The organism is Paenibacillus sp. VCA1 (genome assembly GCF_031583795.1).
Lineage (GTDB): Bacteria > Bacillota > Bacilli > Paenibacillales > Paenibacillaceae > Paenibacillus_AQ > Paenibacillus_AQ albilobatus.
Genome location: NZ_JAVLSX010000005.1, coordinates 259,752 through 274,007, shown reverse-complemented (window position 1 = coordinate 274,007; position 14,256 = coordinate 259,752). Strand labels below are relative to the sequence as shown.

The window sequence follows — 14,256 nt, the reverse complement described above, 5'->3', positions numbered from 1 at the left end:
AGCTTATACGCCCAGCGTTTTGTTGATCGCTTCGATGACGCGGTCCGTTTGGAACGGCTTCACGATGAAGTCCTTGGCGCCGGCCTGGATCGCGTCGATAACCATCGCTTGTTGGCCCATGGCCGAGCACATGATGACCTTCGCGCTTGGATCCAGCTTCTTGATTTCCTTCAAAGCGGCGATGCCGTCCATTTCAGGCATGGTGATATCCATCGTGATCAGGTCCGGACGAAGTTCTTTAAATTTTTCGATCGCCTGCGCTCCATCCTGCGCTTCGCCTACGACCTCGAAACCATTTTTAGACAAAATATCACGGATCATCATTCTCATAAATGCTGCATCATCCACGATAAGAATACGGTTTGCCATTGATTAAAAATCCTCCCTAAATTTTGCTTATTGTAATTTTTGTATTCGGTCCCATTGGCTGAGAATGTCCGTCACGCGCACTCCAAAGTTCTCATCGATGACAACGACTTCGCCTTTGGCGATCAGTTTGTTGTTCACGAGAATATCCACCGGTTCGCCCGCAAGCTTGTCCAGTTCGATGATGGAACCTTGAGACATTTCCAAGATATCCTTAATTTGCTTCTGGGTCCTTCCTAATTCTACGGTGACTTTAAGAGGAATGTCCATCAATAAGTTCAAATTATTTTGATCGACCGACCCGTAGGCGGCGGATTGCAAATTCGAAAACTGAACCGGCTGCACATTGACGTTGCGGTTATATGGCGTGCCGTAATGCTGCGGCATGCCATACGGCGGCATCTGCGGGTTTTGCTCGTATCCCGGCATCGGCGAAGGAACGCCTTGCCCTCCCTGTGCATACCCTTCCGGATAAGCCGGAGGCTGCTGGCCGGGCGCAGGTTGCTGCGGCGGCATCGACTGCTGCGGCGGCTCTGCCGGCGCAGCCTGCGGGCTTGCAGCCGGCTTTTCGGGAGCCTGAGCCGCGGCGGCCGTTTCCTCGACCAGCTGCTCGACGGAATCGGTGCCGTGAATCAAAATGTTGACCATATCCTTGGCGAATTGTACCGGCAGAAGCTGCATAATGGTCGAATCGATCAGGTCCCCGATCGTCAGCCGGAACGAAATTTTGATGAGCGTTTCGTCTGCCGGAAGGCTGCTGACGCCGTCTCCACTCGCCACGTCCAATATATCGATGCCCGGCGGGGAGATGTTCACGAATCGATTGAAAATCGTGGACATCGAGGTGGCGGACGAGCCCATCATCTGGTTCATCGCTTCCTGAACCGCGCTGATATGTATTTCGTTTAACTCTTGATTCTCCGGATTTCCTTCCCCGCCAAGCATCAGATCGGCAATGACCTGGGCATCGCGCGTTTTGATGACAAGCGAGTTGATCCCTTCAAATCCGTCCACATAGGTGACATGGACGGCGACATGCGGTTTGGGGAATTCCGATTCAAACTGCCCGCGCGTAATAATGGATACTTTCGGCGTCGTGATGTCCACTTTTTTGCCCAGCAGCGTGGAGAGTGCCGTCGCGGCGCTGCCGAACGTAATGTTGCCGATCTCGCCGAGCGCGTCCTGCTCCAGCGGCGTCAAATAATCGTCAACCGTCATCATGCCCGTGCCTTTGGAATAATCCGATTCGGATTGCTTCAGCAAGGCGTCTATTTCTTCTTGCGACAAATATTCGTTACTCGTCAAATTCCTCAACTCCTTCGCTGACAATTTCGTCGATTTGAACGGCTACCCGGTCCTTCAGCGTTCCCGGGCTTCCGATGAATTTGAGACGGTCACCCACCCTGATCGAAAGGCCGGTGCCCACCGATTTGTTGAGGCTGATAACGTCCCCTACGCTGAGGCCTAAAAACTCGGAAACCGATATATAGCTCGAGCCGAGCTCGGCGACGATGTTCAGCTTCGCTTGGCTGATCCGGTATTTCAGCGATTCCGCTTCCTCCGGCAAACTGGACTTCTTCTCCGATATAAACCATTCATGCGCCGAAAGCTTGGACATGATCGGCTCCAGCACGACATGCGGTATACAAAGGTTGATCATCCCCGTCGTATCCCCGATTTTTGTGCTCAGTGAAATGAGCGCAATCGTTTCGTTCGGGGACACGATTTGCATAAATTGCGGATTCGTCTCCATCGCTTCCATCCGCGGGGAAATATCCAACACGGTTTTCCAAGCTTCCGCAAGGCTGTCGAAGGCGCGGCTGAAAATCCTCTCCATGATGGTCGTTTCGATTTCCGTCAGGGTATTGATCTTCGTGGGCGCATTGCCTACGCCGCCAAGCAAGCGATCCAGCATCGCGTACGCAACGTTGGGATGAACCTCAAGCACCATTCTTCCTTTTAAAGGCTCGGCTTCGAAAATGTTCAATATCGTCATCTTAGGAATCGAGCGGATGAATTCGTCATAAGGAAGCTGCTCCACCTGGACTACGCTAATTTGTACGAAAGTACGCAGCTGTGCCGAGAAATACGTCGTCAGGAAGCGGGCAAAGTTTTCATGGATGCGGGTGAGGCTTCGGATATGGTCTTTCGAAAAGCGGACTGCCCGTTTAAAGTCATAGGAACGGACTTTTTTCTGCGTATCCTCTTTTTTCAGCTCCTCCGCATCCATTTCGCCGGACGAAAGCGCGGCAAGCAGGGCGTCGATCTCGTTTTGCGATAATACGTCAACCAATCATCTCACCCCCTTAAAGGATTGTCTTGGGTTCTCTTCGGCATGTTAGGAAGAATCCTTTCTTAGATCGGCGTTACCAGATATTCGGTGATTTCGATCTGGTTCAGCTTCCCATCAGTCAGAGTCTTATTGATCAGATTGATCAATTTTGCGCTTAATTGGTCCTTGCCGTTCGAGCCCTTCAATTCTTCCGGCTTGGTATCGGCTAGGGTTTTGATAATAATCGGCTTGATTTTGAACTCTTTGATCTTGTCGAATGCTTCCTTGGATTTCTTATCGTTCAATTGGAACGCAAAATTCATCAATACGATATAATCCTGATCTGCAAGATTGGTCTTGATATCTTTGATTTCAGACGTCATTTCCACAAGTTCATCCGCTGATAATTTTTTCCCCTCGACCGCATGAGCCCCAGTTTTCGAATTGTTGCCTTCTCCGAGCAGCTGTGGCTTGAGCAGAACTGCAGCAATCACGATCAGTGTAATAGCCAGAAGTATAGTAATCAGCCAGGGCAGCATTTTTTTCATGAGTTTTCCTCCGTTTGTTGCACTTTTATAGTGGCATTGTGAACGCCGATTTCCTGATTGTATTGTTTCACCAAGGAAATGACCTCAGCTGCTTTTTCCAAAACAATCATGCGTTTGCCTGTGACCAATGTAATATATGTGTCTGGCGTTTCTTCCACTGTTTCGATAAGCAAAGCGTTCAGCCATATTGGTGAGCCGTTTAACCGGGTAACAGAAATCATAGCAGCGCCTCCTATGGAAATTCGGGAGAGGCGGAGCCTCTCCCGCTACTCGCATCTACTAACGTTTCAGATTCACGACCTCTTGAAGCACCTCGTCGGACGTCGTAATGATCCGCGAGTTGGCTTGGAAGCCGCGCTGAGCCACGATCATTTCCGTGAACTCGCTCGTCAGGTCCACGTTGGACATCTCCAGCTGTCCGGCGATGATCGCGCCCGTGCCCTTCGTGGCGTCATTGGCGTCGGCCGGGAAGTCGACCAGTCCGTCCTCTTTGGCGTTGAGCGTCATCCGGAACAGGTTCCCGCCGATTTTCTCCAGGCCTTCCGGGTTTGGCACTTTGCCCACGCCGATCTTCGTTCCGTTATCCGTCGTTCCGTCATCGAGCTTCTGGATGATCGTTCCGTCCTGCGATATCGAAAAAGAGACCGTACTATCCTGCAATTTGATCGGCGCCCCGTCCGTATCGCATACGAACAAACCGTCCGAAGTTACGAGCTGCTTCAAAGCATCGATATGAAAATCCCCTGCTCGGGACAGGAACGGAGGATCCTGTGCGGGATCCAGCTTTACAAGAAAAAATCCGTCTCCGTCGATGCGCAGGTCGGTTGGATTATTCGTCATCATCGCACTGCCGCCCAGATGCATCGTATCGATGGAGCCGATGGATACGCCAAGGCCGATCTGCTTGGCGTTCACGCCGCCTTGTACGGAATCCTCCGGGGCCGTAACGCCTGCTACGGTCTGGCTTATGACATCCTTGAACATCACCCGGCCGGATTTGAAACCGATCGTATTCACGTTTGCGATGTTGTTGCCGATGACGTCAAGCTTGGTTTGGAAACCGCGCATGCCTGAAACGCCCGAATACATGGATCTCATCATAGTCTTTTTCCTCCCTTGTTATGGATGGACCGCTTCTGTCGGTCAGCGGCCCACTGGCTTTCCTGTCGGGCCAGCCAGGTCAAGATATCACTACTGCGCTGTCAATTTGGGTAAAAACATTATCCTTCATCGAATTGCCGTCCATCGCCGTTACGACCGTACGGTTCGCCACGTTGACGATCAGCGCCATGTCTTTCATCAGGATCAGCGATTCCTTGCTTCCCTTGGCTGCCGCTTTGTCGACGGCATTTTGGATTTTGGCCAACTGATCCCCTTTCAGTTCGATGCCTCTTTGTTCCAGGCGTTTGGCCGCATGGTTGCTGAATTTGAGCAGCTCATGCTGGAATATCTCGCCAAAAGAGGTGCGTGAAGCTTCCTGCTGCGAACTCCGCTGGGCCGCGTTCTGGGCTGCGGGATAAATCTTGGATGGATACAGCTGCCCGATCGTTATGCGTTCGCTCATAAGGATTCACCGCTTGCGGGACCGGTTGGATTCGACGCCCCGTTCGAAGCGCCTTCAGCCGGATCCGCTTGTTTCGAACCGTCGGATACGGGCGTTTGTTCCGGAGCCGGATTCGCTTCCCCGTTGGATTGCGGGTCCTTGATCTCGACGACTTTGTCTAACGGAATCGCCAGCGAACCAACGGAAGCGTATTGAACGCCGTCTTTGACGATAATGGAGTCCACGACGCCGGATTTCAGCTCGCTTTTGCTATCGCTCCCTTGATCCGATTTCGAATCGTCGATCCAGCTGATTTCTTTGCCGATCAGGCCGGACACGCTGCCCAGCGATTGGCTCATCGTTTTCAGCTGGTTGGATATGTTGATGAGCTGCTCCACCGAAGAAAACTGGGCCATCTGCGCGATAAACTCCTTGTCCTCCATCGGCTGCATCGGATCCTGGTTTTGCAGCTGTTTGATCAAAATGCTCAAGAACTGGTCTTTGCCTAGCTCCTGTTTTTTGCTGCTTGCTCTTGCGACGTTCGAAGCCGAGTAGTTAGGCCATATATTCGGCGTGGAAATGATATCCGAAGCCATTTTTTTCACCTCCGCCTAAGCTAAGCTTTTGCTGTAAACATGTTGCCGCCGTTTGCCTCTTCCTGGGCAGCCAGCCATTCGTTGAGCTCCTCGCCCATTTCCGCGATTTTCAGCGCGTCATCGGTCGGGGCTTCCTTTTCCTTGGAGCGGCGGTTGGACTGCTGCTGCCCCGCTCCCGGTTGGCGGCCGCCGTCCTGGTACATTTGCGATTGCGGCGATTGGTTTTGGGTGACGACCAGCTTTTCCACCTGCACGCCTTGCGTCTGGAGCGAAGAACGAAGCTGGCTCATCTGCTGCTCGAGCAAATCCTTCGTCGCCGCATGTTCGGTCGAAAACTGGGCGATCAACTGGCCGTTCTGCATCGTCAGCTTGACGTCGACCTGGCCCAAACGTTCCGGATAAAGCGTGATTCGGGCTTCCGTCATCCCTTGCTGCTTCACGAATTCCAGGTTTTTAACGACAAAGCCGCTCATTTCTTCCGAAAATTTCTCTACCGGTACCGGTGCCGCAGCCTTTGCCGAAGCGTTGATGCCGTGCCTTAATGCGAGCTGGCCTGCGGTAACCGTATGCTGGGCGGCAAATAGATCGTGAGGCTGCTCCTGATCCCCGGAACGCGTTGGCTCGTCGCCCGCAGATTGTCCGCTTTTAAGCCATGCACCGATGTTTGTTTCAGCGGTTGCATTTTTACGCAACTGCGTTAACGCTACTGCATCGGTCGGCTTCGGTTGTGCAGACGTCGCGTCTTTTACCAGCTCCTGGAACGATTGGAGAAGCTGAAGCGCTTGATGCTGCCCCTTTCCGACGTTTCCATCCGGCTTTTGGAGCAAAACCGCAAGCTGCGCAATGCCTTCTTGAACGACGAAGCGGATCGTGGCCGGGCTTTCGGACAGCGGTCCGGTCAATACGTCCGCCTGATCGGGCGTAGCCGTATTCCCTGCCGGGTTTGCCTGGTTCAGCAGATTTTGGACTTGCTGCAGCCAGCCTTGAAGCGCCGCCAAAAGCTCGGGATCGGCGGCAACCGCCTCGTCCAGCTTGTCCGCGTCGCCGATCAGGCTTTGCAGAAGATCTGCGGCGTTTTGCCCGCCGGTGCCCGATTCGTCGGAAGCGGCGCTTAAGCCGGCAAGCTTCAACAACCCTTCGAGCAGCGTGCCCGCATTCATGATGGCGGCGGCGTTTTGCTGCGCTCCTTCGCCCGTCATCATTTGCGCAAGCGATTGGTCGAACATGCCCGCGACGGCACCCGCTCCCGCCGCTTGCTTTCCGCCGGCCGCGGCCGTTTTCCCGCTTGCGGCGTTTCCGCCCGCAATATTTTGAAAAATGAGACTCATATTGTTTTCACCTCCTTTCATAAAAGGAACAAGGCTATAACTATTTGGTCATCAATTTGTTCAAAATGACGGCTGCCGTTTTCGGATCTTTTTCGTTCATCTTGTCGAGAATTCCGGACCGTGTCGAATCGGCGACCTCGTTCAAAATTTTCAGCACTTTTTCCGGCGAAATTTTATAGGTCGCAAGCAGCAGGTCCGCCGCGCTTTTGGCCGGCATGCTCGCAAACGTTTGGCTGATTTGCGTCTTGTCGAGACCGGCTGCCGCATTGGTTTTGTCCGCCGCCGTATCCTTGCCCATTCTGGACTGCAGCGCAGCGATCGCCAAATCGCTCGAAGACACGGCGTCCTTCAGCTTCATCGACACGTCCGCCGCAACTTTCGGATCCATCTTGGCCAAAATGGCCGTCCGGCTGTCGGACTTCATATTGCTGAGCAGCTGCACCATTTCTTCGGTTGTCATGTTCTGCATGATCGGAGCCGCTTTGCTTGGGCTCATGTCGGCGTACATTTTGGCCAGATCCTTGATTTGCTTTTCGTAGGGATCGGCATCTGCAGCTTCCGCGCCCTGCGTCCCCGCAGCCGATTGCTGGGCGGAATCCAGCTGGTCCTGCAAGCTTTTTACCTTTTCGTCCTGCTGCGTCTTCTCTTCCTTCGCCTTCTGCAGGTCCGCCTCTTTCGCCGCCAGCTTGTTTTTAAGCTCGTTTATCGTCGCGTTTGCGCTTTTGACCTGTTCCTTCGCGTCTTGCAGCTTCGTTTTTTCAGGATCCTTTACAGGGTCCGGCACCCAATTTTTGACGACGGGAATTTTGTTCGCAATGCCAAGCACGTTATTGCGGACATCCACGTTAAAGAGGGTCAACAGCACGCCGATCAGCACGACCGTAAAAATGATCGGAATCATGAAAAACAGAAATTTTTCGAATCCTCCCGCAGACTCCTTCTCTAAATCAAAATCTTTATCTGCCACAATCAATCCACCCCCGAGGCAACAGCTTCGTTTCGATTCGTTCCGTCTATCTCGCTTTCATGGCGAACCTGACTGTTGCCATTTCATCCAGTTCATTCTGTTCCCTCAGGAGCATGTTTTGCTGGAAGGAACTTTTCGCTTTATCCCTAGCTTTGAGCCAGACCTTTTCGTCCAGCATCTTATGGGACAGCTGCTTTTTCTTCATCTGCACATTGCTGTCCGCCTGCGCTACGTCGGAATATTTCCTTTCGATGCATTGCTGCAAATGATCGGCATACATTTGGAATTCGCGGATTTTCGATACCGGCGCCCGCCGCTCGGCGGCCTCCTGGAGCTGTTTCGCCATCTGTTCCCTGCTTTCAAGCAGCTCTTCAAGAGACTTTTTTTCTTCCTGCAACCTTCCGATTGCGCTGGAAAGCATCCATTCCGCCTGTGTTTTCTCATTGGTTTTCAAATCCACGATTTTCTGGAACGCATACTGAAATTTCATCCCTTAAGGTCAACTCCTCGAAAATTCGGAAATCAAACGCTCCTGCACCTGCTCGAGCGTTACTTTTTCGTCCACCTTTTGTTTCGTAAAATCCCAAATCTGCTGAATGTAGTCGATCGACTCGTCAATTTGTTCGTTGGAGCCCCTTTGGTAGGCGCCGATGTTGATCAAATCCTCGGAGTCCTTGTACACGGCCATCAGCCGTTTCAAATTGTCCGCCGCTTCGATCTGCTCCTTTGGCGCGATGTCCTTCATCACCCGGCTGATGCTCGCTAGCACGTCGATGGCCGGAAAATGCCCTTTGTTGGCGATGTTTCGGTTCAACACGATGTGCCCGTCCAAAATCCCCCGCACCGCATCGGCAATCGGTTCGTTCATGTCGTCGCCGTCGACCAAAACGGTGTAAAACGCGGTAATCGAACCGACCGGGCCGGTCCCGGCACGCTCCAGCAGTTTCGGCAAGCTGGCGAATACGGACGGCGTATAACCCCTCATGGCCGGCGGTTCGCCGACGGCAAGCCCTACTTCGCGCTGGGCCATCGCGTAGCGGGTCACCGAGTCCATCATGAGCATGACGTTCATGCCCCGGTCGCGGAAATATTCTGCAATCGTCGTGGCGATCAACGCTCCTTTGATTCGTACCAGCGCCGGCTGATCCGACGTAGCCACCACGACGACCGAACGCTGAAGCCCTTCAGGCCCCAGGTCCCTCTCGATAAAGTCCAGCACCTCGCGTCCCCGTTCGCCGATCAATGCGATCACGTTGACGTCGGCCGACGTGTTGCGGGCGATCATGCCCATCAAGGTGCTTTTGCCGACGCCGGAACCCGCAAAAATGCCGACCCTTTGTCCTTTGCCGATCGTCAGAAGGCCGTCGATGGCCCGGACTCCGATGCTGATCGGATCTTTGACCCTGGGACGGTTTAACGGATTCGACGGTTCATTGTAAGTGGAACTATACGGCATCCGCGTCGGGATCAGCGATCCATCGAGAGGCTGGCCAAGTCCGTCCAGCACTTTGCCAAGCAGCTCGGAGCCGACTTGAACGCTAAGCGGTTTGCCTGTCCCCACAACGTCGCAGCCCGGTCCGATGGAATGGAGCTCCCCGAGCGGCATCAGCAGCACCTTGTTGTCCCGGAAGCCGACGACTTCAGCTTGCAGCGGCTTGGCGCTTTTCGTCGGGTATATGTAGCAGACGTCCCCGACGCTTGCGTCCGGCCCTTCGGACTCTACCATCAGCCCGATCACTTGGGTGACTTTGCCGTTAATTCGCACGGGGTCGACGTTTCGCAGATGTTCCATGTATCGTTCGCTGTTAAGCATCTTCATCCCGGTTACTCCGCTCCTCATCATCCAACGCGATCCGGATCAGTTCTTTTTTGATTTCGGTAAGCTGCGTGTCGATTCTGGCGTCGATGCTGCCGAACGAGGAACGAATGACGCAGCCTTGGTCCCGGACCGTTGAATCCGGCAAAATTTGCAGCTCGGCCTGGGAGTCGATCGCGGCCGCCAGTTCTTCCCTCGCCGCCTGCACGAACGCAAAATGTTTCGGCGCCACGCAAAGCGTGATGATGCCTTGTTCCCGCTTGCGGGACAAGCTATTTTTGATCAGGTCGAGCACGTAATCCGGTTCAACCGTCAGCTGCTTGTCGATCACCTTCTCGGCAATGGCGCAGCTCAGTTCGACCAGAAACGGCTCGGCTTCCTGGATAATCTGCTCCTTCATTAAATAAGCCTGCTTTAATACCGTCTGGGCCTCCTCCATCATTCGGGCGATTTGGTCCCGCAAATCGGCGAGCGCCTTCTCCGAGCCTTCACGGTAACCCGTGTCATAACCTTCGGATTTCAACGCTTCGACCAAATGCTCGTCCTGAAGCCTCCGCTCCTGCCACCAGCCGTCGATTTGCTCGCCGGCTTCCGCCAGCATGCGTTCAGCCTCTTCGGAAGCTTCGCGCAGCTGCCGTTCCGCAAACTCGCGCGCATCCTCGAGCATCTCCTTGCTGAGGCGTTTCGCTTCTTCGTCCGCCTCGATTTTCCGGATTTCTTCCGGCGGCCTTTCTTCGGAGGCGGCGGCTTCCGCTTGCGGCACGTAGCGGTGGCCCAAATCCAATCTTTTCAGCTGCTCGACCGGCACGTATTGGGAAGATTTAATCAGATTAGACAATAATGTCATCCCCTCCGCCGCGAGCGATGATGATCTCTCCGGCTTCTTCCAGTCTGCGGATCGTGCCTACGATGCGCGTCTGCGCTTCTTCGACGTCACGCAGCCGCACCGGACCCATGTATTCCATTTCTTCCTTGAAGGTCTCGGCCATCCGTTTGGACATGTTGCGGAAAATGACGTCCCGCACTTCTTCGCTCGCCACTTTGAGGGCCAGCTGCAGGTCGGAATTTTCGACGTCGCGGATGATCCGCTGAATGGAGCGGTTGTCCACGTTGACGATATCCTCGAACACGAACATCCGTTTTTTGATCTCTTCGGCCAGCTCCGGATCCTGGATTTCGAGCGAATCGAGGATCGTCCGTTCCGTGCCGCGGTCGACGCCGTTCAGGATTTGAACGATCGACTCGATGCCGCCGGCATTCGTGTAATCCTGCGTGACCGTAGCGGAGAGCTTCTGCTCGAGAACCCGTTCGACCTGGGAAATGACTTCAGGCGACGTGCTGTCCATGACCGCGATCCGTCTCGCCACATCGGCTTGCTTTTCCTGCGGCAGCGAAGACAAGATGGAAGCCGCTTGCTCAAACTGCAAATACGACAGGACAAGGGCGATGGTTTGCGCGTTTTCGTTTTGAATGAAGTTCAAAATCTGGTTTGGATCCGCTTTGCGCGCAAAGTCGAAAGGTCTGACCTGCAGCGTCGCCGTCAGGCGGTTGATGACCTCGATCGCTTTTTGCGGTCCAAGCGCCTTCTCCAAAATTTCCTTGGCGTAGTTGATGCCGCCTTGGGATATATATTCCTGAGCGAGACAGATTTGGTGGAACTCCGACAGGATCATGTCTTTTTCCACGCTGTCCACTTTACGTACGTTCGCAATCTCTAAGGTTAACTGCTCGATTTCTTCATCCCGCAAATGCTTGAAGATTTGAGCGGAAACTTCCGGTCCCAGGGTGATGAGCAGGATCGCCGCTTTTTGCCTCCCGCTCAGCCCCTGGCTGTTTGGTTTTACCAATGGATTCACCTACCTCTATTCGTCAGCGAGCCATGTGCGCAGCAGATTGACAAATTCCTCCGGCTTTTTCTTGGCCAGCGTTTCAAGCTGCTTCCGCACTTGGCTTTCGTTCGTCACGCTCTCCAAACTGATGGACGGAAACTCTGTCGGAGCCGGCAGCGGAAGATCCTCTTCCAGTTCTTCGTTTTGTTTGCGGCGGCGGTAAATGAGGAACGCACCTCCCGCAAGCAAAGCAAGCGCGGCGAGACCGATGCCCCACAGAACTCCTTTGGAAAGCTGCAGCCCTTTCGTTTGGGTTTGTTCTTCTCCAAAAGGTTGCGAATAAACCGAAACTTTTTTGGCCAGATCTGCGTCTGTATATGTAGAGCCCGAATCCGCAAGGGATGCCCTTACGATGTTTACCAAAATGTTTTGAATGGCATCTTTCGTTTGCTGATCCACCGTTTTTTGTCCCGTAGGCGGTTCAACGGCCACATTAATGGTTAAATCTTTAACGGTATATGGGCTGGATACGATATCCCTCGTTATACGGTTCACTTCGTAGTTGATCGTTTTGGACAGATCCTCCGAAGTAACGTCGCCTGATGTCGAACCTCCCGGATAGGTCGGTACTTGCGTTTGTCCGGTACCTGCTACGCCACCTTCGGGATTGCTTTTGCCCGTATAGTTTTTCGATATTTCCTGCACGCTGATTTCAATGCCCTTCATGTTTTCGGCATCGACCGGCGTTACCAGGTTCTCTTTGCTCTGAACTTTGTCGAAGTTCAATTTCGATACAACCAGCACGTCGACTTTGTTAGGACCCATGAATTGGCCCAGGAATTGCTTGACGTTTTGGCGCACTTCGTTTTCGAATTTCTTTTGCAGCGCGAAGTTTTCTTCCACCGAACTGCTCAGCGTTCCTTGTCCGCCACGGGATGACGGGAGGAGCTCCGCATTGCCTTCGCCTTCCATCATCGTGATGTTTTCGATCGGAAGGTTCGGCACCGCCGTTTTGACGAGATTGAAGTATCCGTCGATCGTCGCCTGATTCGGATGGTATCCCGGCTTGAAGGTTAGTACGACGGATGCATTACCTTTTTCCTGTTCGTCCATTCCTGCAAAGACGCTTTCCTTCGGCAGAGTGACGAGCACCTTTGCCTGGGCGATTCCGTTCATTTGCTTGAGAAGCTGCTCAACCTCGCCGTTTAAGGCATTGTTGTACTTCACGTTAAATTCGCTGTCCGTCGTTCCGATCGAGGAAGAATTGTCGAATGCGCGGAATCCGATGGACCCGTTTTGGATAATTCCTTGGGACCCGACGTCCACTTTGATGCGGGCGGCTTGCGCGCTTGGGACCGAGATCGTTTTTCCGTCCGGACCGAGCTTGTACGGAATGTTGTTCGTGTCCAGATAATTCATGATGCCCGCGGAGTCGCTTGCGTTCAAATCCTTGAAGGCGACCTCGTATTCCGTTTTGGAAAGCTGAACGGTCAGCACCACGATCGCAATGATGATTAATGCGAGCGTTGAAATAAAAATGGTTTTCTGTTTCTTGCTGAACTGATTCCAATATTGGACGATTTTGTCCTTATATTGGGCGATTCTTTCATTCACAACGTCACCCACCCTACCCGAATCTTAGCAATTTACGATTAGATTTGCGTACGCATGATTTCCTGATAGGCCTCGATGACCTTGTTGCGGACTTGGGAAGCAAGCTGAAGGCTCAGCAGCGCTTTTTCCGAGGAAATCATGACTTGGTCCACATCCACTTGCCCGAGCATGAACTTCGTGCTCATTTCCTTGGACGTCTTTTCCTGGTCTGCGATTTGGCTTAAGGCATCCTCCAGGTATGTACCGAACTTGCTAAGAGATTCCGCTGGCGTATCCTTGCTGCTGGAACTGCTTTCCTGCAGTTTAAGCGGTTGTACGTTGAGTGCGTTAAACATGGTGTTCTGAATCATCAATGTCCCTCCCTTATGAATTTAGATCCGAATGAAACTATCGACCTATTTCCAAAGCCTTCATAACCATCGCTTTCGAGGCGTTTAACGCCGTCACGTTCGCATTGTACGCGTGCGATGCCGAAATCAGGTCCACCATTTCCTTGGTGAGGTCAACGTTAGGCATATAGACATACCCCTGCGCATCCGCATCCGGATGACTCGGGTTGTAGACAGGCTTAAAAGGGGTCTGGTCCTCTTGAATCGCGGCAACCTTCACGCCGCGCCCCGAACCCTCATCCCCATTCATTTGCGCTTGAAGCATATTCGCGAAATTCGACTCGTTCGGCGATAGAACGACCATTTTCCGGCGATAAGGCACGGCCTTGCCGTTGACCACGGATGCCCGGGTCGTCTCCGCATTGGCAATGTTGGAAGAAATGACATCCATCCTGAGGCGCTGGGCCGTCAGACCTGATGCGCTGATGCCAAAGCCGCTGTTCAAATTCATTTATTCCTATCTCCCTTCTACCGCTACGCGCATCATTTTGATTTGTTCATTGATTTGCTGGATGTAAGAATTGTACTGAATTTGGTTGGCTGCCATGTTCGCCATTTCGCTGTCGACATCGACGTTGTTCTGGTTGTTGTTCATCACGGTGGACTGGTCCATGGTGACGACCGGTTCGGGAATCGAATTTGCAGGTCCTATGACAAAATGCCGGGGATCCGTTACCCTTCCGCGCAACCGGGGCATCGCTTCGTTCATTTCCTGCTGCAGCAGATTTTCGAACGAGACGTCCGACCGCTTGAAATACGGCGTTTCTTGGTTCGCGATGTTGTTGGAAATAACGCCCTGCCTTAGGTTGGCCGCACGCAAGCCGGCCTCCATCAGCCGGAAGCTGCTGCTATTCAACAAATCCATTTTCTGTCCCCCTTTTTTTACAAATCTTGTATAACCATTTTCCACTTCGTCCTCCCTAAATTTTGTCTTTTTCGACAAAACCAATCAAAATAAAGAACATTTTTAGGACTTAAGTAGAAAAAA

The 14,256-nt window shown here is 52.9% G+C and carries 18 protein-coding genes; all 18 read right to left on the bottom strand.

What is annotated here, in order from left to right:
- Positions 1-3: 3 nt before the first annotated feature.
- The 18 genes from RJP21_RS13135 to flgB all read right to left on the bottom strand — a co-directional run bounded on the left by RJP21_RS13135 (position 4) and on the right by flgB (position 14,133).
- Positions 4-369 carry a response regulator gene (locus RJP21_RS13135; protein ID WP_127607528.1) on the bottom strand — a complete coding sequence of 122 codons (366 nt, stop codon included), beginning with the start codon at positions 367-369 and terminating at the stop codon, positions 4-6.
- Positions 370-396: 27 nt separating this feature from the next.
- Positions 397-1,671, bottom strand: coding sequence for a flagellar motor switch phosphatase FliY (fliY, locus tag RJP21_RS13130; RefSeq protein WP_310859661.1), 1,275 nt, complete (start codon positions 1,669-1,671; stop codon positions 397-399).
- Entirely contained in the window at positions 1,661-2,659 is a 999-nt protein-coding gene (gene fliM / locus RJP21_RS13125) for a flagellar motor switch protein FliM (protein WP_310859660.1), read from the bottom strand. Before fliM ends, fliY begins: the two co-directional genes overlap by 11 nt.
- 62 nt (positions 2,660-2,721) lie before the next feature.
- Complete coding sequence (locus tag RJP21_RS13120; protein WP_310859659.1) at positions 2,722-3,186, bottom strand: flagellar basal body-associated FliL family protein; 465 nt, start codon at positions 3,184-3,186, stop codon at positions 2,722-2,724.
- On the bottom strand, positions 3,183-3,407 hold the full coding sequence (locus tag RJP21_RS13115) for a flagellar FlbD family protein (protein ID WP_160037383.1): 225 nt from the start codon (positions 3,405-3,407) through the stop codon (positions 3,183-3,185). Before RJP21_RS13115 ends, RJP21_RS13120 begins: the two co-directional genes overlap by 4 nt.
- Before the next feature lie 58 nt (positions 3,408-3,465).
- Positions 3,466-4,287 carry a flagellar hook-basal body complex protein gene (locus tag RJP21_RS13110; protein ID WP_160037382.1) on the bottom strand — a complete coding sequence of 274 codons (822 nt, stop codon included), beginning with the start codon at positions 4,285-4,287 and terminating at the stop codon, positions 3,466-3,468.
- A 79-nt stretch (positions 4,288-4,366) separates the two neighbouring features.
- Positions 4,367-4,750, bottom strand: a complete 384-nt coding sequence (locus RJP21_RS13105) for a TIGR02530 family flagellar biosynthesis protein (protein WP_160037381.1) — start codon at positions 4,748-4,750, stop codon at positions 4,367-4,369.
- Positions 4,747-5,325: a flagellar hook capping FlgD N-terminal domain-containing protein gene (locus RJP21_RS13100; protein ID WP_310859658.1), complete on the bottom strand. Its 579-nt coding sequence runs from the start codon at positions 5,323-5,325 to the stop codon at positions 4,747-4,749. The genes RJP21_RS13105 and RJP21_RS13100 overlap by 4 nt, the downstream gene beginning before the upstream one ends.
- A 20-nt stretch (positions 5,326-5,345) precedes the next feature.
- Positions 5,346-6,653, bottom strand: a complete 1,308-nt coding sequence (locus tag RJP21_RS13095) for a flagellar hook-length control protein FliK (RefSeq protein ID WP_310859657.1) — start codon at positions 6,651-6,653, stop codon at positions 5,346-5,348.
- Positions 6,654-6,693: 40 nt separating this feature from the next.
- Positions 6,694-7,620, bottom strand: a complete 927-nt coding sequence (locus RJP21_RS13090; RefSeq protein WP_236575320.1) for a MotE family protein — start codon at positions 7,618-7,620, stop codon at positions 6,694-6,696.
- Between the two features lie 46 nt (positions 7,621-7,666).
- The gene (gene fliJ / locus RJP21_RS13085; RefSeq protein WP_310859656.1) at positions 7,667-8,110 is read right to left on the bottom strand and encodes a flagellar export protein FliJ; all 444 of its coding nucleotides are present in this window, start codon (positions 8,108-8,110) and stop codon (positions 7,667-7,669) included.
- 9 nt (positions 8,111-8,119) lie between these two features.
- On the bottom strand, positions 8,120-9,439 hold the full coding sequence (fliI, locus tag RJP21_RS13080; RefSeq protein ID WP_160037377.1) for a flagellar protein export ATPase FliI: 1,320 nt from the start codon (positions 9,437-9,439) through the stop codon (positions 8,120-8,122).
- A complete protein-coding gene (locus RJP21_RS13075; protein WP_310859655.1) occupies positions 9,426-10,274 on the bottom strand; it encodes a FliH/SctL family protein in 849 nt (282 codons plus the stop codon). Before RJP21_RS13075 ends, fliI begins: the two co-directional genes overlap by 14 nt.
- On the bottom strand, positions 10,267-11,283 hold the full coding sequence (gene fliG, locus RJP21_RS13070) for a flagellar motor switch protein FliG (RefSeq protein WP_160037375.1): 1,017 nt from the start codon (positions 11,281-11,283) through the stop codon (positions 10,267-10,269). The genes RJP21_RS13075 and fliG overlap by 8 nt, the downstream gene beginning before the upstream one ends.
- A 15-nt stretch (positions 11,284-11,298) precedes the next feature.
- Positions 11,299-12,879, bottom strand: coding sequence for a flagellar basal-body MS-ring/collar protein FliF (gene fliF / locus RJP21_RS13065; RefSeq protein WP_310859654.1), 1,581 nt, complete (start codon positions 12,877-12,879; stop codon positions 11,299-11,301).
- A 38-nt stretch (positions 12,880-12,917) separates the two neighbouring features.
- The gene (fliE, locus tag RJP21_RS13060; protein ID WP_160037373.1) at positions 12,918-13,229 is read right to left on the bottom strand and encodes a flagellar hook-basal body complex protein FliE; all 312 of its coding nucleotides are present in this window, start codon (positions 13,227-13,229) and stop codon (positions 12,918-12,920) included.
- Positions 13,230-13,266: 37 nt separating this feature from the next.
- On the bottom strand, positions 13,267-13,719 hold the full coding sequence (gene flgC / locus RJP21_RS13055) for a flagellar basal body rod protein FlgC (protein ID WP_160037372.1): 453 nt from the start codon (positions 13,717-13,719) through the stop codon (positions 13,267-13,269).
- A 6-nt stretch (positions 13,720-13,725) separates the two neighbouring features.
- Positions 13,726-14,133, bottom strand: a complete 408-nt coding sequence (gene flgB / locus RJP21_RS13050) for a flagellar basal body rod protein FlgB (protein WP_160037371.1) — start codon at positions 14,131-14,133, stop codon at positions 13,726-13,728.
- Between the last annotated feature and the right edge of the window lie 123 nt (positions 14,134-14,256).

What these genes read in the sequence shown, in the direction of transcription:
- RJP21_RS13135 (WP_127607528.1), bottom strand. Translation starts at nt 369, where the DNA reads ATGGCAAACCGTATTCTTATCGTGGATGATGCAGCATTTATGAGAATG.
- RJP21_RS13120 (WP_310859659.1), bottom strand. Translation starts at nt 3,186, where the DNA reads ATGAAAAAAATGCTGCCCTGGCTGATTACTATACTTCTGGCTATTACA.
- RJP21_RS13115 (WP_160037383.1), bottom strand. Translation starts at nt 3,407, where the DNA reads ATGATTTCTGTTACCCGGTTAAACGGCTCACCAATATGGCTGAACGCT.
- RJP21_RS13110 (WP_160037382.1), bottom strand. Translation starts at nt 4,287, where the DNA reads ATGATGAGATCCATGTATTCGGGCGTTTCAGGCATGCGCGGTTTCCAA.
- RJP21_RS13105 (WP_160037381.1), bottom strand. Translation starts at nt 4,750, where the DNA reads ATGAGCGAACGCATAACGATCGGGCAGCTGTATCCATCCAAGATTTAT.
- RJP21_RS13100 (WP_310859658.1), bottom strand. Translation starts at nt 5,325, where the DNA reads ATGGCTTCGGATATCATTTCCACGCCGAATATATGGCCTAACTACTCG.
- RJP21_RS13095 (WP_310859657.1), bottom strand. Translation starts at nt 6,653, where the DNA reads ATGAGTCTCATTTTTCAAAATATTGCGGGCGGAAACGCCGCAAGCGGG.
- fliJ (WP_310859656.1), bottom strand. Translation starts at nt 8,110, where the DNA reads ATGAAATTTCAGTATGCGTTCCAGAAAATCGTGGATTTGAAAACCAAT.
- fliI (WP_160037377.1), bottom strand. Translation starts at nt 9,439, where the DNA reads ATGAAGATGCTTAACAGCGAACGATACATGGAACATCTGCGAAACGTC.
- fliE (WP_160037373.1), bottom strand. Translation starts at nt 13,229, where the DNA reads ATGATTCAGAACACCATGTTTAACGCACTCAACGTACAACCGCTTAAA.
- flgC (WP_160037372.1), bottom strand. Translation starts at nt 13,719, where the DNA reads ATGAATTTGAACAGCGGCTTTGGCATCAGCGCATCAGGTCTGACGGCC.
- flgB (WP_160037371.1), bottom strand. Translation starts at nt 14,133, where the DNA reads ATGGATTTGTTGAATAGCAGCAGCTTCCGGCTGATGGAGGCCGGCTTG.